15 protein-coding genes and 1 tRNA gene are annotated in these 22044 nt (G+C 67.0%); 4 read left to right on the top strand and 12 right to left on the bottom strand.

Going from position 1 to position 22044, the window contains the following annotated elements:
- Positions 1-2 precede the first annotated feature (2 nt).
- Complete coding sequence (locus AAFP35_RS08735; RefSeq protein ID WP_419221184.1) at positions 3-698, bottom strand: response regulator; 696 nt, start codon at positions 696-698, stop codon at positions 3-5.
- The gene (locus AAFP35_RS08730; RefSeq protein ID WP_419221183.1) at positions 695-2284 is read right to left on the bottom strand and encodes an ATP-binding protein; all 1590 of its coding nucleotides are present in this window, start codon (positions 2282-2284) and stop codon (positions 695-697) included. The genes AAFP35_RS08735 and AAFP35_RS08730 overlap by 4 nt, the downstream gene beginning before the upstream one ends.
- 289 nt (positions 2285-2573) lie before the next feature.
- On the opposite strand from AAFP35_RS08730, the gene AAFP35_RS08725 reads away from it, so the two are divergent.
- On the top strand, positions 2574-3926 hold the full coding sequence (locus AAFP35_RS08725; protein WP_419221551.1) for a cation:dicarboxylate symporter family transporter: 1353 nt from the start codon (positions 2574-2576) through the stop codon (positions 3924-3926).
- A 65-nt stretch (positions 3927-3991) separates the two neighbouring features.
- Here AAFP35_RS08725 and AAFP35_RS08720 read toward each other — a convergent pair whose 3' ends face one another.
- The 3 genes from AAFP35_RS08720 to AAFP35_RS08710 all read right to left on the bottom strand — a co-directional run bounded on the left by AAFP35_RS08720 (position 3992) and on the right by AAFP35_RS08710 (position 5479).
- Positions 3992-4483, bottom strand: a complete 492-nt coding sequence (locus AAFP35_RS08720; protein WP_419221182.1) for a DUF5130 domain-containing protein — start codon at positions 4481-4483, stop codon at positions 3992-3994.
- On the bottom strand, positions 4470-4718 hold the full coding sequence (locus AAFP35_RS08715; RefSeq protein WP_419221181.1) for a hypothetical protein: 249 nt from the start codon (positions 4716-4718) through the stop codon (positions 4470-4472). The genes AAFP35_RS08720 and AAFP35_RS08715 overlap by 14 nt, the downstream gene beginning before the upstream one ends.
- A gap of 128 nt (positions 4719-4846) precedes the next feature.
- The gene (locus tag AAFP35_RS08710) at positions 4847-5479 is read right to left on the bottom strand and encodes an HNH endonuclease (RefSeq protein WP_419221180.1); all 633 of its coding nucleotides are present in this window, start codon (positions 5477-5479) and stop codon (positions 4847-4849) included.
- 154 nt (positions 5480-5633) lie between these two features.
- Between AAFP35_RS08710 and AAFP35_RS08705 the strand changes: the two genes are divergently transcribed.
- Both AAFP35_RS08705 and AAFP35_RS08700 read left to right on the top strand, forming a co-directional pair.
- Positions 5634-6074, top strand: a complete 441-nt coding sequence (locus AAFP35_RS08705) for a globin (protein WP_419221179.1) — start codon at positions 5634-5636, stop codon at positions 6072-6074.
- A 791-nt stretch (positions 6075-6865) separates the two neighbouring features.
- Positions 6866-8722 (top strand): glycoside hydrolase family 13 protein, encoded by a 1857-nt coding sequence (locus AAFP35_RS08700; RefSeq protein WP_419221550.1) that lies wholly within the window; start codon positions 6866-6868, stop codon positions 8720-8722.
- Between the two features lie 10 nt (positions 8723-8732).
- Here AAFP35_RS08700 and AAFP35_RS08695 read toward each other — a convergent pair whose 3' ends face one another.
- From AAFP35_RS08695 to AAFP35_RS08665, 7 genes are all read right to left on the bottom strand, one after another.
- Positions 8733-9428 (bottom strand): hypothetical protein, encoded by a 696-nt coding sequence (locus tag AAFP35_RS08695; protein ID WP_419221178.1) that lies wholly within the window; start codon positions 9426-9428, stop codon positions 8733-8735.
- Positions 9425-9886 carry an acyl-CoA thioesterase gene (locus AAFP35_RS08690; RefSeq protein ID WP_419221549.1) on the bottom strand — a complete coding sequence of 154 codons (462 nt, stop codon included), beginning with the start codon at positions 9884-9886 and terminating at the stop codon, positions 9425-9427. The genes AAFP35_RS08695 and AAFP35_RS08690 overlap by 4 nt, the downstream gene beginning before the upstream one ends.
- A 72-nt stretch (positions 9887-9958) precedes the next feature.
- Positions 9959-12187: a molybdopterin-dependent oxidoreductase gene (locus tag AAFP35_RS08685; RefSeq protein WP_419221177.1), complete on the bottom strand. Its 2229-nt coding sequence runs from the start codon at positions 12185-12187 to the stop codon at positions 9959-9961.
- Between the two features lie 43 nt (positions 12188-12230).
- Positions 12231-17033, bottom strand: a complete 4803-nt coding sequence (locus AAFP35_RS08680; protein ID WP_419221176.1) for an NAD-glutamate dehydrogenase — start codon at positions 17031-17033, stop codon at positions 12231-12233.
- 168 nt (positions 17034-17201) lie between these two features.
- Positions 17202-18878, bottom strand: a complete 1677-nt coding sequence (gene ettA / locus AAFP35_RS08675; RefSeq protein ID WP_419221175.1) for an energy-dependent translational throttle protein EttA — start codon at positions 18876-18878, stop codon at positions 17202-17204.
- Between the two features lie 271 nt (positions 18879-19149).
- Positions 19150-19572 carry a single-stranded DNA-binding protein gene (locus tag AAFP35_RS08670; RefSeq protein WP_419221174.1) on the bottom strand — a complete coding sequence of 141 codons (423 nt, stop codon included), beginning with the start codon at positions 19570-19572 and terminating at the stop codon, positions 19150-19152.
- A 111-nt stretch (positions 19573-19683) separates the two neighbouring features.
- Positions 19684-21714: a cytochrome c oxidase assembly protein gene (locus AAFP35_RS08665; protein WP_419221173.1), complete on the bottom strand. Its 2031-nt coding sequence runs from the start codon at positions 21712-21714 to the stop codon at positions 19684-19686.
- Between the two features lie 55 nt (positions 21715-21769).
- Between AAFP35_RS08665 and AAFP35_RS08660 the strand changes: the two genes are divergently transcribed.
- Positions 21770-21843 (top strand) — tRNA-Arg (locus AAFP35_RS08660).
- Positions 21844-22044 lie beyond the last annotated feature (201 nt).

Here is a 22044-nt window from a genome sequence, read left to right as displayed (position 1 = left end):
GCTCACCGACCACGCCACCGATACCGGACCTGGGGCCGGCCCGCGGTGCCGTATTCGGTGAGCCGCTCCACGGTGCCCTCGTCAGCCATCCGCTCCAGGTATCGCCAACCGGTCACCCGAGAGATACCCACGGCCGCAGCGGCTTCGGATGCCGTCAATCCGCCTTCGCTGTCACGGATCACTCGGCCGACGGCGTCGGCGGTTTCCGGGGACGACCCCTTCTTGGCCGTGCGTCTCGTGTCGGCGCTACGCAGCTCCGCGAGCGCGAGGTCGACCTGTCGCTGACTCACCGCATCTCCCCCGTCCTCGAGGGCGGAGCGGTAGCTGAGGTATTGCCGCATCTTCTCGGCGAAACCCGCGTAGGAGAACGGCTTGAGAAGATAGAGGATGATGCCGTGCGACATCGCACTGCGGACGCTCGACAGGTCGCGTCGAGCGGTGATCGCGATGATGTCGGGGCCCGCCGCGACCGACGAGAGCTCGGACGCCAGTTCGATGCCATCGCCGTCGGGCAATCCCAGATCCAGCAGGACGAGGTCCACCGCCGCCCCTGCCTCGGACTGCGCGGTGACCGCCTGCAGAGCGGCACGTACGGTCGCGGTTGCCGCCACCACCTCGAAACCGCCTATGCGTCTGAGGTATTCGCGGTGTGCCTGCACGACCACCGGATCGTCCTCGACGATCAGTACCCGAATCATCGTCCGACCTCCTGTTCGGCCGCGGCGGTGTCACCGATGGCGACGGTGATCACCGATCCGTAGGTGCGCTCGGCGGTGAGTCTCCCTCGATGCCCTGCCACGACTTGTGCGACGAGCGCCAATCCCAGGCCACGGCCGGCCGCATCGCCACCCGGTTTGGTCGAGTAGCCGCGACGTTGCGCGCGCTCGAACTCCGCCGGGTCCATCCCCGGACCACTGTCGGCCACCACGATCAGCAGGCCGGTCGCGTCGCCGATCACCGTGACCTCCACCCACGGATCGGCCGGGTCGGCGGCGTCGAACGCGTTGTCCACGAGATTGCCGATCAGAGTGATCATCTCGTCGACCGAGGCGAGCTGTGCCGTCTCGTCGCCTTCGAGCCGGGACTCCTCGGTGATGGTGAAAGAGATCCCGCGTTCAGACGCCTGCGCGGTCTTTCCCAGCAGTAGCGCGGCCAGGGCGGGCTCGGTCACCGTCTCCGCCATCCGGTCGATCAGCCGCTGGGATACCTGGAGGTCCATGGTGGCCAGCCGTATCGCCTCGTCTGACCTCCCCATCTCGACCAATGCCACCACGGTGTGCAGCCTGTTGGCCGATTCGTGCGCCTGCGATCGCAGCGCCTCCGAGAAGTGCCGCATCGAATCGAGTTCACCCAATGCGGCCGCGAGTTCGGTGCGATCGCGCAAGGTGACCACTGCAGAAGACGGCTGGTGCGCCACGGGCGCACGGCTGACCACCAGGGGTCTGCCCCCATAGGCGAGTTCGGCATCGTCGAAGAAGTCTCCGTCGCCGGTGACGAAGTCGGGCAAATGCATCTGGGCATACGGTTGATCGGTCGGGACGCCCAGCAGTCCGCGCGCCTGATCGTTGAGCAGCACGGGTCGGCCGTTCTCCACCACGATCAGACCCTCACGGACCGAGTGCAGCACCCCGTCGTGGTGCTCGTACATCAATCGCAACTCGTCCGGCGCCAGTCCCCCTGTCTGTCGAAGCAACCGGCGGCGCAGCATCATGAGGCAGCCGGCGGTCGCCAGCACCGCCGCGACGCCGATCGCCACGATGTAGGGCAGTTGCGACAGCCAATCCGCCCGCAACGAGTCGATGGTGATGCCCGCTGCGACGTAACCCACGACGCGGCCGGCGGTGTCGTGGACCGGCGCCACGGTCCGCACCGACAGACCGAGGCTGCCGGCCTGCGTCTCTTCGTAGATCTCGTCACCATGTAACTGCGGCGCCGGGCCGCTGTACTCCTGCCCGATGAGCCGCGGGTCGGGGTGCGTGTAACGGGTGCCATCAGGTGCCATCACGGTCACAAATGCGACGCCGGTCGCCTTCCGGACCTGTTCGGCCAGGGGCTGCAGCGCCGAGGTGGGATTGTGCGCGGCCAACACCTCGGCTGTGAACGGCGCCTCTGCAAGCCCGACGGCCACAGCTCGAGTCTGCTCTCGCGCCTCGCGCTCACCGTCGAAGACCGCGTCGACAAAAGCGAGAACACAGCCTCCGACGATGACCACGCTGGCAATCACCAGCAACGATGCCACTGCCTGTCCGGCCAAGGTGCGAGGTAGGGCCGGACGTATCCGCACGTACCTTCCCTCCGCCGGGGCAACTGTGAGTGCAGCCTAGCGAAGCAGCGGGCCCGTCGGCCGGAAATCCGAGGCGCACCAGGGTTCGACTCGCCACGACGCCGACGGTCACGATTGCCCGACGACACGCCGCGGATGGTGACCCCGATCACTCATGCCTCCGACGATCCTGTCATCATCTCCCGTGCGTATCCGTCGAACGAAAGGCATTGCAGTGAGCCGGCGTCACACCGCAAGCGAACCGAAGGACGACGATCGATCACCGGAGTCGTCGACCGATCTCTCGTCGATTCCCAAGAAGCGCGATCACACACATTGGCTCTACATCGGGGTCATCGTGGCCGTTGTCGCAGGCGTGATCGTCGGCCTGGTGTGGCCCGAGGTGGGCAAGGACATCGCCGTGTTGGGGACGATGTTCGTGAGCCTGATCAAGATGATGATCGCGCCGGTCATCTTCTGCACGATCGTGTTGGGGATCGGTTCGGTGCGCAAGGCCGCGACCGTCGGCAAGGTCGGCGGACTCGCGTTCGTCTACTTCCTGGCGATGTCCACCGTCGCGCTGGCGATCGGGCTGGTCGTCGGCAATCTGATCAAACCGGGCGACGGTCTCAACATCGAAACCACCTCTGGCAAGGGTGCCGAGCTGGCCCAGGAGGCGCATGAGGCGGGCGGCACGATGGATTTCATCCAGGGAATCATCCCCACCTCGATGCTCTCGTCGCTCACCGGGGAGAGCGTCTTGCAGGCGCTGTTCATCGCCCTGCTCGTGGGCTTCGCGATCCAGGCGCTCGGCCCGACCGGTGAGCCGATCCTGGTTGCGGTCTCCTACATCCAGAAGCTCGTGTTCAAGGTGCTCACGATGATCCTGTGGGTTGCGCCGATCGGCGCATTCGGAGCGATCGCCGGGGTCGTCGGCCAGACCGGATGGGCAGCCGTACAGCAACTGCTGATCCTGATGCTCGCCTTCTACATCACCTGTGTGCTCTTCGTGTTCGGGGTACTCGGGGCGATGCTACGGGCATTCGCCGGGGTGTCGATCTTCCGGCTCGTCCGATATCTCGCCCGGGAGTACCTGCTGATCTTCGCGACGTCGTCGTCGGAGTCGGCCCTGCCGCGGCTCATCGCCAAGATGGAGCACATCGGGGTGGAGAAGACCACCGTCGGTGTCGTCGTCCCGACGGGTTACTCGTTCAACCTCGACGGCACCGCGATCTACCTGACCATGGCGTCGATCTTCATCGCCGACGCCATGGGCGATCCGTTGTCGATCGGCGAGCAGATCGGCCTGTTGGCGTTCATGATCATCGCGTCGAAGGGCGCCGCAGGTGTGAGCGGAGCGGGCCTGGCGACCCTGGCGGGTGGGTTGCAGGCCCATCGCCCGGAGATGCTCGACGGCGTGGGCCTGATCGTGGGAATCGACCGCTTCATGTCCGAAGCGCGGGCGGTGACCAACTTCTCCGGCAACGCAGTGGCGACCCTGCTGGTGGGCTCGTGGACAAGCACCGTCGACAAGGGCCGCGTCGCCGATGTGCTGGCCGGCCGCGACCCGTTCGACGAGACGAACATGGTCGAAGACGTCGCCCTGGAACGAACTGTCGCGGCAACCGCTGCCGAGGGCGCACCCGCATCCGCGGATCGCTGACGAGAGCACTGTGGCCGCTCACCATCGGTGAGCGGCCACAGTGTGATCCGAAGTCGGCGAGCCGGTCAGGACGGCGCGGCGGCGGTCGACATGACCCGCAACGCTGCAATGAGACCGTCGATCAGGTTGCCCTGGCGAAAGCTGGTGACCGCGGCGGTCACACCCAGCTGTGCGACGCGGTCGTTGACGCGGTCGGCCACGCGCACACCGGACACCACGACGGTGTCGTGGGTGTTGGGCGACACGGCGATCAATGCACCGTTCGCCGGTTCGGGTGCGCGCAACAGGATCTGTCGGGCGTCGGCGACCGGGTCGGCGCCGAGGTCGCCGATGTAGACCGAGAACCGCACGAGAGCCTTCTCGCTGGCGTCCTTGAGAGCATCGTCGAGGCCGATGAGCTCGTCACGGGAGAACGGCGGCGTGGTCGGCACCTGGCCCGGGAAGCGGGTGGCCGAGATACGTCCGCTGTTGGTGACGACGGTGCCGACCGGCAACGCACTCGTCGCCCCGGCGACGGCGACGTCGCCGTGCTGCTGGGTCACCTCACCACTTGCCACTGGCCGAGCCTCCCTCTACGTCGGTTGCGTCCGCATGGTGCGCCAGCGCCATCGGCTCGATGTCGGTCGCGCTGAACAGCAGGGGCTTGTCGTCCCACTGCTGGTCGAGGGTGTACTGCGGAACCTTCGGGTACTTGAGGCCGAACGCGAACGCCATCGAGACGACACAAGCCACGACGAAGAGCACACAGATGATCGTGACAGGCATTCCGATGGCGACAACGAGGTTGTCCATGTCACCCTTTCGATCGAGAAAGCACCGGGACCCGCTGCGGTGCAGGTCGTGTGATCAATCTAGCCCACCGGCCAACCGCCCGGGCGACGACCCCTACAGCGCGTCGTAGAACGCATCACCTCGCAGGCTCAGGCCGCGCCCACGTCGATGTATTGGGCCCACGCGGGCTCGATCTCCTTGACGGTCGCCAGTAGCCGCCAATGTCTGCCCTTGGGCGCCGTCGGCACCACGCGCAGCTTCCAGCCGAGCTCCGTGAGCAGTCGGTCGGCCTTGCGATGGTTGCAGCTCGCACAGCAGGCAACACAGTTGTCCCACGTGTGCGATCCGCCCCGGCTGCGAGGCACCACGTGATCGATCGTGGTCGCCTTGGCCGTGCAGTAACCGCAGCGGAAACGATCCCGATGCATCAACGCGGCCCGGGACATGGGCACCACCGCGCGATAGGGCACCTTGACGAAGGATCGGAGCCGGATGACCGAGGGCACCGGGATCGAGACGTCCGCCGAATGCACGGCCAGACCGTGATCGTCGGCGTGGACCACATCGGCGCGTTCGCGCAACAGCAGGACGATCGCGCGGCGCACGGAGATCGCCGTCAGCGGCTCGTAGGTGGCGTTGAGCAACAGAACACGTCGCCGCGCCCAGATGAGCGTCGACCGCGACACGGGGTCGTGGCCCCGACCGCCCGGCAGGGTGGTCAGCGCACGATGCTGCGGCTGGGCACCATCGGCCGTCGGGGCCTTGGCTGCTCTGCGGCTCATACGTGACTCCCACCTGAACACCGACGAGCTCAAGTGGACCACGGAACACCACGGTTTGCACGACAATTCTGTGTGTCCCCGCAGGCGGTGAACAGATGAGTGACGAGCCGTCGCGTGGACGGCGATGTTGAGCACCGGCGGCGTGGTCAGGACAATGGGAACCGTGAGTACCGACGTCCCGGGCCCGAGCCAGGCCAACGCCCCCGCAGCACCGCGCACCTTCTATGACGAGGTGGGTGGTGCCGACACGTTTCGCAAGCTCACGGCCCGTTTCTATGAGGAGGTCGCCGCCGACGAGGTCCTGCGGCCGCTCTATCCCGAAGAAGACCTGGGTCCCGCGGAGCGCCGCCTGCGGATGTTCCTCGAACAGTACTGGGGCGGACCGCGGACGTACTCGGACGAGCGTGGGCATCCCCGGCTGCGCATGCGTCACCATCCGTTCCGGATCGGCCCCATCGAACGGGACGCCTGGTTGCGCTGCATGCGTACCGCGATCGCGTCCATCGACGCCGCCACCCTCGACGCCCCGCATCGGCAAGCGCTGACCGACTACATGGAGATGGCCGCCCAGTCCATGGTGAACTCGCCGATCTGACGCCGCCTGCTGGATCGCGACGCGCCGATCCCCCCTTTGTTTTTCGCGGAAAACACAGGTAAGGCACAATGACGACGGTGAGCGATGAGACACCGAACGCTGTCCCCGCCGGACCGGATCCCGACGATACGTCCGACGCCGCACTCACAGCCGACGGCGCAGACGTCGCTCCGGAAGACGACAGCGCGGCCTCGCCGCACGACGATGCTCCCGACAACGCAGAGATCTCGGACGGCGCCGACGGTGGCGCCGATGACGACGCGACGAGTACCGAGGACGGTGCCGGCACCTCCGACGCCGAAGCTTCCGATGCCGAAGCATCTGGTGCCGGGGCCGATGGTTCTGATCCCGAGAGCGCCGATACGTCGAGCACTGACGAGGACGCCGTCGTCACAGACGATGCCGTTGAGGCGGACGACGCCGACGATACCGTCGCCGACACCACCGACGAGCACGCAGACGACACGACATCCGGTACCGCCGACTCCGAGGACGCGGATACCGCTGTCGCCCACTCTGATTCCGACACCGACGATGCCCGCACCACCGACTCGGCGAGTGGCGACACAGACGGCCCCAGCACAGACGGTGACGACACGGACACTGGCGACGCAGAGGGCGCCGACACCGACTCCGTCGACCCGGCCGACGACACGTCCGAAGAGACCGACGATGCCGGCGAAGCGTCGGAATCGCACGACACCGCAACCGACGCGAACGCCGCCGGCGACGATGACGGCGCGGACGCGACCACCGACCACCGAACCGAGACCACGGCCGGTACCGACGACGTGGACAACGGTGCCGACGCCGACGGTCTCGACGCAGAAGGTGCCGACGCTGACAGTGCCGACGCTGACGTTGCCGCTGATAGTGCCGACGCTGACGTCGCCGACGGAGACGACACGGCCGACGGCACCGATACAACCGATGGGTCCACGCAGTCGGCGCACACAGATCGACCTGCAGTCCCTGCTTCGACCGCCACACAGCTCGACCCCGGCGACGACACGTGGTGGAAGTCGGCGATCTTCTACCAGATCTATCCGCGCTCGTTCTCGGACGCGAACGGCGATGGTGTCGGCGACCTGGCCGGCATCATCGACAAACTCGGCTACCTGGAATTGCTCGGTGTCGACGCGATCTGGCTGAGCCCGGTCATGCGCTCCCCCATGGCCGACCACGGCTACGACGTGTCCGATCCCCGCGACATCGACCCCGTCTTCGGCGACATCGCACAGTTCGACCGTCTGATCACCGAGGCACACGACCGTGACATCCGGGTCACGATGGACCTCGTCCCCAACCACACCAGCGACCAGCACCCGTGGTTCGTCGAGGCATTGGCCGCCGAGCCGGGAGATCCGGCTCGCGCCCGCTACATCTTCCGAGATGGTCGCGGCGACAACGGTGATGAGCCGCCGAACAATTGGATCAGCGTCTTCGGCGGTCCCGCCTGGACCCGCGTGACCGGTGCCGACGGCAAGCCCGGACAGTGGTATCTGCACATCTTCGCGGCCGAACAGCCGGATCTGAACTGGGAGAACCCCGAGGTCTTCGACGATCTCGAGAAGACGCTGCGGTTCTGGCTCGACCGCGGCGTCGACGGCTTCCGGATCGATGTCGCACACGGTATGGCCAAGCCCGAGGACCTTCCGGACATGGATCTGGAATCGGCTGGTCTGCTCGTCAACGACGACAACGATCCGCGGTTCAACAACTATGCGGTGCATGACATCCACCGCAAGATCCGCAAGGTGCTCGATCAGTACCCCGGCGCCGCCAACGTCGGGGAGATCTGGGTCGACGACAACGAACGGTTCGCCGAGTACCTGCGCCCGGACGAACTGCACCTCGGTTTCAACTTCCGCCTCGCCAAGGCGACCTTCGACACCGATTCCATCCGCAACGCGATCGAGAACTCCCTCGACGCCGTGCTGTCGGTGAGCGGCACCCCCACGTGGACACTGTCCAACCATGACGTCGACCGCGAGGTCACCCGGTACGGACGGATCTCGGGACCTCTCCCCGACGTCGACACCGAGGCAGGTGGGATCGAACTCGATGTGGCGGCCGACGACGCCGAGACCGACATCGACCTGGGTATTCTCCGAGCCCGCGCGATGCTGCTCGTCGAGCTGGCGCTACCGGGGTCCATCTTCATCTACAACGGCGCCGAACTGGGCCTGCCCAACGCCGATCTGCCTGACGAAGTACTCCAGGATCCGGTGTGGGAACGCTCCGGTCACACCGAGCGGGGCCGCGACGCGTGTCGGGTTCCGTTGCCGTGGGAGGGTTTCGAACCGCCGTTCGGATTCAGTTCGACCCCGGACACATGGCTGCCGATTCCGGCGTCCTGGACCCGGTTCACCGTCGAGGCACAGCTCGAGGACATCGGTTCGACGCTGTCGCTCTACCGACAGGCCATCGAACTCCGTTACGAGCGTGAGGAATTCACCGGCGACAAGGTGGAATGGTATGGCGCCCCTGACGGATGCCTGGCGTTCCGTCGTTCGGTCGGGCATCTCACCTGTGCCCTCAATGCCGGCGACGTCCCGGTCCCGCTGCCGCCGGGAGATGTGTTGTTGACGAGTTATCCGTTGGTCGACGGACAGCTTGCCCCGAACTCGGCCGCCTGGCTGGTCTGAGCCGGACCACCTACGCCGGGGTCATCGCCAGGCGTTGGCGCCGTTGGTACACCGATCCGTATCGGGCATCGATGCGGATCCACGCTCCCGACACCCGGACCCGGACCGGTTCATCCGCGGCGATCAACTCGATGGACGAGGTCTCGGTGATCTCGTGACCATCGGCGTCGCGGACGAACCCCATCGCGGTGAGCGCGAAAAGGGAACGCAGGGAGATCGACACCCCATCGTCGGCGGTCGCCGAGGACACCTCCAGCACGTCCTGGTCGAGCAGCCCGGTCGCCGGACCGTGCGCACTCCCCTCGGTCTTCGCGAGATGTGCACCGCCACGGGACAATTCGACGACGGTACGCGCAGGGATGTCGTCGAGATGTCCGAACCCGGCCTGCGCGGGCAGCGCCCCGCGCCATGCACTCGGCATCCCGAATCCCGGATCCGCCGGTACACCGGGGCTGGCCGCGGCGAGCGTATCGCGCAATGTCGTTGCATCACAGACGATGTCGTCGGGCCGCAGGGTTCCGAACACCGACCGACCGGCCAGCACGTCGAACCCGGTGGTCACCCAGAGCCCGATCAGACCATCCGGCCGCGCGGCCAGTCGGACCACGGCGGCGTCGTCGATGCGCACGGCACGTGCGAGAAACGCCACCGCATCGGCCAGATCGTCCGGCCCGTTCAGCGTGACATGACGTTCGGGGTCGGTCACTTCCCCGCCGTCCCGGGTCGCTGGAAGGAGGCCAGATAGTCCTTCTCGGCCGGGGTGAACCGGCGCAGTCGCTGCGCCTCGACGTCGAAGGCCACGAGTTGGGTACTCGCGACCACCGCCGGCTTGTCGGCCGGGTCCGCGTCGCGTGGACGCACCTCGTAACCGACCGTCACATCGACGGCGCGCAATTGGGTCACGAACATCGTCACCGCGATCGGCCCCTCGTCGTGGCGGACCTGCTCGCGGTACTTCACGTGCAGATCGGCGACCACACAGCCCTCACGCAGCGAAGCGGTCGGACGCTCGTCGTAGAACAACCACGGGATGCGCGCCTCTTCGATGAGCGTGACCATGCGGGCATGGTTGATGTGCGCGAAAACATCCATGTCGGACCATCGAACGGGCACCTTCACCACGTAGCCGGCGTCGGTGCGGATCCCCTCGTCCTCGTAGAGCACACGCATCCCTTCGTACTGTCGGCCCACGGCGGTGCGAACGCGCCGCCGGTCCAACCCTACGCAACCGCCGTGTCAGCCCGGCGAGATCTGCACCGGCAGTCCGTTGAGCACCACCGTCCCCGACAACGGGTCCACCATGCTGCCGTCGTTGAGTTGATTAACGTTCACTCCCGGCGTCGACGCGGCGACGGCCAGCCGGGTGTCGTCGTGGTCGTGCCCCCACCCGTGCGGCAATGACGCCACCCCGGGTCGGATGTCGGCGGTCACCTCGACCGGGACCCGCAGTTCTCCACCCGGCCCCTTGACGAGCGCGACATCATCGAGGCCCAAGCGGGCGGCATCGTCGGGATGCACCTGCAGCGTGCAGCGGTTCGTGCCTCCCTGCAGCGCCGGCAGGTTGTGCATCCAGCTGTTGTTCGACCGTAGGTGGCGACGTCCGATCAGCACCACGTCGTCGGCGCCGCGGTCCAACGATGCCCGCAGGCGGGCCACGTCGTCGATCAACGGCTCGGCTGCCAGTTCGACCAGGCCGCTCGCGGTGCGGATGACCTCGGGTAACCGTGAGCGCATCGGTCCCAGGTCGACACCGTGCGGCGCCGCCTTGACCGTCGCGAGGGTGAGCCCGCCGGGATTGTCACCGAAAGCGTCACCGTAGGCACCCAACCGCAACATCATGTCGAGTCGGCGTTCGTGGCCGGGCCCGTCGCCGAGCATCTCGACGAGATCGGCGACCACCCGGCCGGCCACCGGCGACTGCGGGTCGGACACCTCTTTGGCCAGCGTCGCGGTGATCACCTGGTCATCCATGGAGGCGGGATCGGCATGGACCGATGATCCACTCAGGGACAAGGCGATCCGGGACAGGATCGCCATCTCGTCCGGTCGCCCGTCGGGCAGCGCGAAGATCGGCGGCGAATATCGCGCCGTCGCCCGCACGGCGAGATTGTTCAGCGTGACGTCGAAATGGGGGCTCTGTGATGGACGCGGCGGCGGCAAGATCACGTCGGCATGCCGGGTTGTCTCGTTGAGGTACGGATCGACGCTGATCATGACATCCACGTCGTGCAGTGCCCGCGACAGCCGCTGACCGTCGGGCGCCGACAGCACCGGATTGCCCGCGATCGTCACCAATGCACGCAGCCGCCCGTCGCCCGGGGTGTCGAGTTCGGCGGCCAACGCCACCGCGGGCAACTCACCGGCCACCTCCGGCAGACCGGAGACCCGGGAGGTCCATCGACCGACACGGAAGTCGCGGCCGGGCCTGCGTCGCGGGCGCGGCGCGGTGGGCGGCAACGGGAACATCACGCCGCCCGGCCGATCGAGGTTGCCGGTCAAGATGTTGACGGCATCGATGAGCCAGCTGCCGAGTGTCCCGAACTCGACGGTCGTGGTACCCATCCGCCCGTAGACGGCAGCCGACGGCGACGATGCGATGGTGCGTGTCAGTTCCCGGATCGTCTGCGCCGCGACGTCGCACTGCTCGGCGACCCGCTCGGGCGCGAAATCCTCTGCGGCCCCGCGTAAGACGTCGACACCCCGGACATACTGACCGATGCCGCCCAGATCGGGTGCCACCAGGTTTTCGTCGAACAAGGTGTGCACGACGGCGAACAGCAACAATGCGTCGGTACCCGGGCGTGGTGCGAGGTGCGTGTCGGCGAGCTTCGCTGTGCGCGTGCGGACCGGATCGATCACCGTCAGCCGCCCACCCCGGCGACGCAGCGCGGCGAGCTTGCCGGGGAAGTCGGCGACGGTGGTCACGCTGCCGTTGGAGACGACCGGATTGGCACCGATGACGACGAGGTGATCGGTGCGGTCGAGATCGGGGACGGCAAACGCGAACGGGTTGCCGAACAGATGGCCCAGAGAGACCTGTTTGGGCATCTGGTCCAGCGTGCTCGCACTGAAGACATTCGTGGTGCCGATCGCCCGAATGGGCAACGGCGCATACAGTGCACCGGCGATGGTGTGCGCGTTGGGATTCCCCAGGTAGACGCCGACCGCGGAGTTGCCGGACTCGGCGATCACCGCCCCCAGACGGTCGGCGGCGATCGCCAACGCATCGTCCCATTCCGCCTCGGCGAGGTTCCCGTCGCGGCGCACCAGCGGGCGCTCGAGCCGATCGGGGTCGTTGTCGAGTTCCGGAAAACTCGCCCCCTTGGGACAGAGATATCCGTGGCTGAACACGTCCTGGGCGTCGCCGCGTGCGGTCAGCACTCGGGGCTCGTCGTCGGCGATGCCCAATGACAACCCGCATGTGGACTCGCAGAACGGGCAGATACGCAGCGCAGTCAGGGCCATGCCCCACGATAAACCGCCGGCGTGCCGGTCCGGTACGGATCGATCAACGGATGACGCTGCGCAACTGTCGGGCCGCGACCGACAACGTGGCCAGGTCGCGGGTTCCCGACCCTTCGATGTCGGCGAGCATCGACCGCACCCGCGAGAGCCGGGATGCATGCGACGACTCCCACTCGTCGATCTTCTGTGTTGCCGATTCGTCGGGCTCGCCGACCTCCAAGATCTTCAGCGTGAGCGCACGCAACGCACCGTGCATGTCGTCGCGTAACGCCAGCCGGGCCAGCGCGTGCCATCGGTCGCCATAGTCCAGATCGGACACGGCGGTGAGCAGTTCTTCCAGACCGAAGTGTTCCATCACCGCGAAGTACAGTTCGCCGACCTCGACGGGGTCCCGGTCGGCGATCTCGGCGGCGTCGATGATGTCGAGCAGGCAGAACCGATGCAAACTCACCGCGACGTCATGGGCGAGATCCTCGGGTACCCCGGCGGACCGGTATCGCTCGACCCGTCCGTCCACGTCTCGGGCCGAACTCGCACCGAACCAGCTGTCGAGCAACGCCGAGAGTTCCGCAGCCCGTTCGGAATACCGCGTGACCTCGGCGGCGATCGCCAGCGGCTGCGGCCGGAACGCCAAGAGCCAGCGCGACGCGCGGAACACCAACCGCCGGGCATAGGTCAACATCTCGTCGATCGCCGCCACTGTCGCCGGCGCGTGGACGATCCGTCCGAACAGGTCGTCGGTGCCGAAGATCGCCGCCGCCACCACGTAGGCGCGCACTCCCTCCTCGGTCGATGCACCGGTGCCCTCCCCCAGCCGGAACAGATGTGTGGTGCCTGCCTTGTCGATCACGTCGTTGACCAGAACGGTCGTGACGACCTCGCGCCGGAGCCGATGCGATCGAATCCCCGCAGAGAATCGGTCCCGTAGTGCGACCGGGAAATAGCCGGCGAGGCGGGCGTCGAACACGTCGTTGTCGGGAAGGTCGGTGGCCAGCAGATCGGCCTTGGCCGCCAGCTTCACCTGCGCCATCAACGTCGCCAGTTCGGGTGAGGTGAGGCCGCGGTGCATCTCGCCGGTGAACCGTTTACGCAGATCCGTCGGTGTCGGCAGCGCCTCCAACCGCAGGTCGACCCCATGCGACGCCGCGAGATACGCCAGCAGCCGCCCGTGCACGTCGACGCGTTCCATCGAGTAGGCCCGGCAGAATCCGAGCTCGGAGTTCTGCGAGATGTTGTCGGCCAGAACCAGATCCGCGACGTCGGCGGTCATCGACTCGAGCAACGGGTTGCGCTCGGCGACCGGCAGATCGCCTGCGGACACCGCGGCGTCGAGCAGGATCTTGATGTTCACCTCGTGGTCCGAACAGTCCACGCCGGCCGAGTTGTCCATGGCATCGGTGTTGACCCGACCACCGGACAGGTCGAACTCGATCCGGCCCCGCTCGGTGACGCCGAGGTTGCCGCCCTCGCCGATCACTTTGGCCCGCACCTGGTTCCCGTCGACCCGAATCGCGTCGTTCGCCTTGTCCCCGACGTCGGCGTCGGATTCGGTCGACGCCTTGACGTAGGTGCCGATCCCGCCGTTCCACAACAGGTCGACCGGCGCCTGCAGCACCGCCCGGATCAACTCCGGGGGCGCGAGTGCGGCCACGTCGTCGGCGAGTCCGAGCGCCGTACGCATCTCGGCGCTGACCGGGATCGACTTCTGCTCACGCGACCACACACCCCCGCCACGACTGATCACTGCCGTGTCGTAGTCCGCCCACGACGATCGTGGCAGGGCGAACAGGCGCGCGCGTTCGCGATGCGACAGCGCCGCGTCAGGGGTCGGGTCGACGAAGACATGACGGTGATCGAACGCCGCGACGAGCCTGATGTGCTCGGACAACAGCATCCCGTTGCCGAAGACGTCTCCGCTCATGTCGCCGATCCCGACGACAGTGAAGTCCTGCGACTGGGTGTCGCGACCCATCTCGCGGAAATGACGCTTCACCGATTCCCATGCACCGCGAGCGGTGATCCCCATGGCCTTGTGGTCGTAGCCCGCCGAGCCGCCGGACGCAAAAGCATCTCCGAGCCAGAAATCATGGTGCAGCGCAATATCATTGGCGATATCCGAGAACGCCGCGGTGCCCTTGTCGGCCGCGACCACCAGATACGGGTCGTCGCCGTCGCGACGCACCACCGACCGCGCGGGCACGACCTCGCCGCGTTGCAGGTCGATGTCGTCGGTGACGTCGAGGAGGCCTTCGATGAACTCCCGATAGCATTCGATGCCCTCTGCCCGCTGCCGCTCCCGATCGGCGGCCGGGTCTCCGGTCGACGGAGGCGGCCGCTTGACGACGAATCCACCCTTCGCACCCAGCGGTACGATCACCGCGTTCTTGACGGCCTGCGCCTTGACCAATCCGAGGATCTCGGTCCGATAGTCCTCGCGCCGATCCGACCAGCGCAATCCACCGCGCGCGACCATGCCGAACCGCAGGTGCACACCCTCGGTCCGGGGCGAGTAGACGAAGATCTCGTGCAGGGGCCGCGGCAGAGGCGCCTGCGGGATCTCCCGTGGCCGCACCTTGTACGCGATCACCGGACGATGCCCGGCGTCGTCGGGGACATAGAAGTTCGTTCGCGACGTCGCCGTCACCACCGCGACGAACGCCGAGAGAATCCGGTCGGCGTCCAGACTGATGACCTTGCCCAGTTCGGTGTCCAGCCTGCTCAGCGCCGCTGCGCGGCGCGTATCGTCGGCACCCTCGGGATCGAAGGACGCCGCAAACAGATCGACCAGACCACGGGTCACCTCGCGATGCGCGCCCAGCATGGACGCGACATGGCTTGTGGTGTAAGCGAACCCACACTGTCGAAGGTAGCGTCCGTATCCGCGCAGCATCGCCGCCGAACGCCAGTCGAGTCCGCAGCGGATGACCAATTCGTTGAACGCGTCGATCTCGGCGTTGCGGCGCCAGATCTCGCCGAAGGCGTCGGTGAACCGACCTTCCAGGTCGTCGAGACGGTCGTGGTCCACCGACATCCCCGACGTCAGGGTGACGCCGAACTCGTAGGCCCAGCACGACGATCCGTCGGGTCGCACCAGGTGGTATGGCCGCTCGTCGAGAACATCGAGTCCGAGGCTGCCCAGTACCGGGAGCACATCGGTCAGGGTCGCGGGCGTGCCGCACAGATACAGCGTGAACACCCACCGTTCATCGGTGATCTCACCCCGGTCGTCGGTGCTCGGCGCCGCCGAGTCGGGGCCGGTCGCTCCGCCGTCGCGGTCCAGGGTCACCGTGACGTCACCGGGAGTCAGTCCGCTCACGTGCACGAGGTCGGCCAGGGCCGCCTGCGGCGTGCGCTGATCCTTGTACTCGTCGGGCAACGACGGGAGGATGCGCAGCAGCGCGTCCACTCCGCCCTCGATGGTGATCCGGTCCGCATCGGCCCGGCCGAGTTCTCGCACCCGCTCGTCCCAGCTGCGGATCGAATCCGCCAGGCGCGCCTGGATCTCCGCGCGACGGACGCTTCCGGTGTCCAGTGAGCCCAGTGGTCGCGCCGCATCGGCATCGACAGCCACGAGGACCTGCAGTCTGGCCAGCGGCATCTCGCTGACCCTGGCCGTGTACTCGATCGCCGTGCCCCCGAGTTCGGAGACCAATTCCTGCTGCAGGGTCAGACGGGACCGGGTGTTGTAACGATCGCGCGGCAGGTACACGAGCGCCGCCACGACCCCGCCTGCGGGGTTGGCGAGTACGAACAGCCGCAGCGAGCGGGTGGCGGCCGCGTCGAGCAATTCGTCGATCTGCCGGAGCAGTTCGTCGTCGGCGATCGCGAACATCTCGGCGAGCGGATAGTTCTGCAGCAGCTCGAGCATGGACTGCCCCGCGTAGGAGTCCTCTTCCACGTTGGCGGCCTCGAACACGGAGCGCACCTTGGTGCGCAGCACCGGGATGTCGAGCACCGTCTGGTGCAGTCCCGACGAGGTGAAGGTACCCAGGAAGCGGTGTTCGCCGACGTGCTCGCCGCCCGGGGAGAATGCCGGCACCTGGAGCAGCGTGGGAAAGTTCGACCGCTGGATCCCGGTCTCGAGGTGGATTCGCGAGACCCGCGGCAGCAGTGGCGGTGAGATGGCGGTTCCGAGCCGTGCAGGTGATCCACCGGTCCGCCACAATCCGAGCCCGTCGTCGGCGCGTCCGCCGGTCTCCCCGGCGTCGCGCACATACGCGTATGCGAGCGGCAGGAAATGATTTCCGGTGAACCATTCCAGGAGTTCGCCGTACTCGGTGCGCGCGACGGGGTCGATACCGGTCTCCGGGGTCGACGGCGCCTGCGCGCATGCCGCGGCGAGTTCGGCGATCTGTCGGCGCATCGCGTCGGCGTCGTCGTCCACGTCGGCGACGCGCCCGACCACGGCGAGTACGTCATCGTGCAAAGCGGTGATGTCGACGTCGGGTTGTCGAGACAGCGCGACCACGAAGATCCACGACTCGACGGCGGTCGAGTCGCCGTTGTCGGCGAACTCCGCGAGCGTCCCGTCGGCATCGCGGATCACGCCGACCACCGGATGGTCGATCCGGGTCACGGTCAGGTCATGAGCCTCGACCGTGGCGAGCACCGCCTCCACCAGCAGGGGCATGTCGTCGTTGACGACCACCACCTCGATACCGCCCGAGTCGGTGACGGCCACGTCGACAAGGCGCTCGTCGGGATCACGCCGTCGGGCGAGTTCCAGATGCCGACGGACCCGCGCGGCCAGCTCGGGGTCCGGTCCACCGGGCGTCGTTTCGTCGGGTCGAGCCGTGGACGTCGCACTCACATATCGTGTGATCGCCTGCGGCAGAAGCGATGTCATGTTCAGCAACGGCACTCACCCCATCGCGCGAGAGACAGTGACCCGGAGTCTCCGGAATGTGTCCCTCTCCTGCGATCGTAATGACGGGAGGCGACACAGTCTGCCTGCAGACACGCGTGTCCGGCATCCGAGGTCGGATGCCGGACACGGGCAGGTGGCGGGTCCCGCTCAGTCGCGGGTCAGTTTGCGATGGGTGACCCGGTGCGGGCGAGCCGCATCGGCACCCAGACGTTCGATCTTGTTGGCCTCGTATGCCTCGAAGTTGCCCTCGAACCAGAACCACTGGCCTTCGGCGACGTTGCCCTCCCACGCCAGGATGTGGGTACAGGTGCGGTCGAGGAACCAGCGATCGTGGCTGATCACCACGGCGCAGCCGGGGAACTGTTCGAGCGCGTTCTCCAGCGAGCTCAGCGTCTCCACGTCCAGGTCGTTGGTCGGCTCGTCGAGCAGGATCAGGTTGCCGCCCTCTTTGAGCGTCAGCGCCAGGTTGAGTCGGTTGCGCTCACCACCGGAGAGCACCTCGGACCGCTTCTGCTGATCGGGCCCCTTGAACCCGAAGGCGCTCACGTAGGCACGCGAGGGCATCTCGTTCTGACCGACCTCGATGTAGTCGAGTCCGTCGGAGACGACCTCCCAGACCGACTTCTTCGGATCGATGTTCGCACGGCCCTGGTCGACGTAGCTCAGCTTGACCGTGTCGCCGACCTTGACGGTCCCCGAGTCCGGTTCCTCGAGCCCGACGATGGTCTTGAACAGGGTGGTCTTACCGACACCGTTGGGACCGATGACGCCGACGATGCCGTTGCGCGGCAACGTGAACGACAGGTCCTTGATCAGCACCCGACCCTCGAAGCCCTTGTCCAGGTGGGAGACCTCCACCACCACATCGCCCAGACGCGGCGGCGTCGGGATCTGGATCTCCTCGAAGTCGAGCTTGCGCGTCTTCTCGGCCTCTGCGGCCATCTCCTCGTAGCGCGCGAGGCGAGCCTTGTTCTTGGTCTGGCGAGCCTTGGCCCCCGACCGCACCCAGGCGAGTTCCTCCTTGAGCCGCTTCTGCAGCTTCTGGTCCTTCTTGCCCTGCACCTCGAGACGTTCGGCCTTCTTCTCCAGATAGGCCGAGTAGTTGCCCTCGTAACCGTGCAGCTTGCCGCGGTCGACCTCGCAGATCCACTGGGCCACGTGATCGAGGAAGTAGCGGTCGTGGGTGACGGCCAGCACGGCGCCCGGGTAGTTCGCGAGGAACTGCTCGAGCCACAGCACGCTCTCGGCGTCGAGGTGGTTGGTGGGCTCGTCGAGCAGCAGCAGGTCGGGCTTCTGCAGGAGCAGCTTGCACAGGGCGACGCGGCGGCGTTCACCGCCGGAGAGGTGTGTGACCGGCGAGTCGCCGGGCGGGCAGCGCAGTGCGTCCATCGCCTGCTCGAGCTGGGAATCGAGGTCCCACGCGTCGGCGTTGTCCAGGTCTTCCTGGAGCTTGCCCATCTCCTCCATCAGTTCATCGGAGTAATCGGTGGCCATCAGCTCGGCCACCTCGTTGTAGCGATCGAGCTTGACCTTGATCTCGCCCATGCCCTCTTCGACGTTCTGCTTGACCGTCTTCTCCTCGTTGAGAGGAGGCTCCTGCAGCAGGATGCCGACGGTGGCCTCGGGATCGAGGAACGCCTCGCCGTTGGAGGGCTGGTCGAGACCGGCCATGATCTTGAGGATCGACGACTTACCCGCACCGTTCGGTCCGACGACGCCGATCTTGGCGCCCGGATAGAACGACATCGTGACGTCGTCGAGGATCACCTTGTCGCCGTGCGCCTTGCGCACCTTCTTCATGGTGTAGATGAACTTTTCGGCCATGTCGGGCTGTCACCTGCCTGTTCGTCTGTTCGGTCCGCCGCCTCCGCGAGGTGCCGGCCGACCACCTTGGGTGCCCACAGTAAGCGACCCCGGCGGGCTCGACGGCCGCCAGGGCCTGGACTCACGGGCACCGTGAATCACCCACCGACTCTACCTGCCCGACCACACGCGAGCCCCACACCCCGGTTCGCCGAATGCTCCCTCGGAGAGTCCTGGATTCGGCGGACCGGGGTGTGGCGTGCGCTCTGCGGGTGCGATCAGTCGCGGGCCCTCATGCTGCCGACGGCTGTTCGTCGAGTCGCGACGGCGGCGCCTCGACCACTCGGTCCTGCCCCGACGGCCCCTGATAGGCGACGACGCACCGACTGAGATCCAGACCGACGGTGGTCGCCGTCATCTCGAGGTCGGCGCGGCGTTCTCCGTCTCCGGTGGTGTACTCGTTGGTCTTGATCTGTCCGTGTGCGATCACCGGGCGTCCCTTCGCGATGGCGCCGCCGACACCGGCCAACAGACGTCGCCAGCAGCTGACGGTGAGGTACAGCGTGGGGCCGTCGATCCACTCCTGGGAACGTTTGTCGACGCGACGCGAGTTGCAGGCCACCCGGAACGAGATCACCTCCTCGCCGGCATTCGTCTGGCGGCGACGCGGCTCGGACACCACGGTCCCGATGACGGTTGTGTAGGTCTCGTACATGCTCGACTCCTCGGGTTCTCACGCACCACGGTTGATCGTGGCTGGAGTCAGCATCGGGCAGGTCGCGACGACGAAACCGCCTGCGCCGCAATCTGTGGACAACAGGCCGGGTCAACCACGCTTGTTGAGTTCGCGCAGCATCTCGTTGTAGTCCTCGAGGTCGGCGTCGTGATCGCGGGCGGCGCGCCGATCGTAGCGTCGGGCCTGCCGCTCGTCCTGGCGTCGCCACTGCACCAGCAACGCCAGCATGATCACCACCAGTGGGATCTCGCCTGCCGCCCAGGCGATACCGCCCCCCACACGCTGATCGGCGAACAGGTCGTAATGCCACGGCAGATTGAGGCCCCGGTAGTAGCTCTCCGCGATGATGCCGCCGGTCATCATCAGTGCGACACCGAAGAAGGCGTGGAAGGGCAACGACCCGAGCACGATGCCGAGCTTCGCGACGGGGGTCACCTGGCGCGGCGCCGGGTCGATACCGATCGTCAGCCAATAGAAGAGGTACCCGCTGAGCAGAAAGTGCACGTTCATCGCGATGTGCGCTGCGTGGTAGGGCACCAACGTCTCGAACAACCCGCCGAGGTACAGCGCATAGAAACTGCCCACGAACAGGATGGCGGCGACCGCCGGGTTGGTGAGGAATCGTGACACCGGGCTGTGGATCGCCGACTGAATCCACTCGCGTGGGCCGGGCGGGTTGCCGCGCCCGGCGGGCGGGAGCGCCCGCAGTGCAAGGGTGACGCCGCCGCCGAGCACCAGCAGCACCGGGATCATCATCGACATCAGCATGTGGCTGATCATGTGGATGCTGAACATCGCAGGCGAGTAGCGCCCGAGTCCCGAGGACGTGGTGAACAGCAACAGCGCACATCCCAGCAGCCACGCCACCGTCCGACCGATCGGCCACTGGTCGCCACGCCTGCGCAGTCGCAGGACGGCGGCCAGATAGACCACCGCGAGGACGATCGCCAGCGTGCCGAACAGCAGGTCGAATCGCCAGTCGAACAGGATGCGCGCCACGGTCGGCGGACCGTCGATCGGATACCCGATCTGTGCCTCGACCGCGCTGATGTCGGCGTCGTTGGCCCCCGGGGGTGGCGGCGTCCGGGACAGACCGACCGCCAGCCCGAAGGTCGCCGCGAACACCATCGCCTCGATGATCCCGAACCGGACGAATGACGATCGTGGCGCCGACTCCGACTCGAGCCGGACGATGGTGACCCGCCGATGCCACGCCCCGAGCGCGCCGAGGACGATGAGCGCGGCCGCCTTGGCCAGCACCAGACGGCCGTAGGTGTCGGTGAACAGCTCGCCGGGCGATACCCGGACGAGAGCGTTGATGACGCCGCTGATGCCGACCACGACGATGCACCAGAAGGCCACCCGCGAGTACCGGCGAACTGCCAGCACACGCCAGCGTCCACCGGCCAGCGCGTAGGTGACCACCGCGAACAGCCCGCCCATCCAGAGGGTCGCGCCCACGATGTGCAGGATCAGGCTGTTGGTGGCGAGGTCGTGATCGCCGCCGGTCGACGAATGGCCGGCCAATGCGATGGGCATCAGACTCAGTCCGACGAGGTAGACGACCGCGACGGTCCAGCCCCACCGCAGCACGATCCGCGCGACGATGGCGGCCGCGACGGCGAACAACGCCGTCCAGAACCAGGTGCGTGCGTCGGCGACCTGACCGTAGGAGTTCACGAGGTTCGACGGTTTCAGCGACTCCGACAGCGGCTGTCCACTGACGTTGGAGATCGACAACGGGATCATCAGCACCGCGCACACGGCCCATGTCAGTGACGCGGCCGCGGATATCCGGATCGCCCGATACCCGCCGACGTCGAGCACGCCGTCGGCCTGCGGTGGCACGAAGAACGCGGCGAACACCGCCGTCCCCAGTGCGAGGGCGGCACCGACCTCACCGATGGCCGTCACCGTCGGCAGTCCATACGTGGTCAGCCATCCGGGATCGGGCACGCCGGCCAGATCGAGTGCGGTGGCCGCCGAGATGGCGGTCACGACGATCGCCACGATCGCGGCCAGCCAGGACAGTGCCCAACCGAACCCGGCCACGACACCGCGTTGCTCGCGCATCGCGTCCCGGCCGGGCTCGGCCGGGGCGGTCGGCGAAGCGCTGGTCATGGAACCACTGTAGGACGGGATATACTCGCCCACGCTGCCGCCCCGAGCGGCATCAGCCTCCGTAGCTCAGGTGGATAGAGCAAGGGCCTTCTAATCCCTAGGTCGCAGGTTCGAGTCCTGCCGGGGGCACCGCGGATTCGGGTCATGTCCGGTCCGGCGGCGTCGCGGTGCTGGTTTCCCGATGCGTCGTCGAGGTTCACAGCCTGGGTTCTCGAGGTCTCGACCGATGGGCGGCGCCCGTGCGCTGTGCAGGACGGTTCCCCGCGCGCACGTCAGTGTTTGAGGTCGTCGGCGGTGATCCGCTGTACCGAGTACCCCGATGCGATCAAC

Origin of the sequence: Gordonia sp. CPCC 206044, from assembly GCF_048537895.1 — a bacterium.
Lineage (GTDB): Bacteria > Actinomycetota > Actinomycetes > Mycobacteriales > Mycobacteriaceae > Gordonia.
This window is presented reverse-complemented; position numbering and strand designations above follow the sequence as displayed.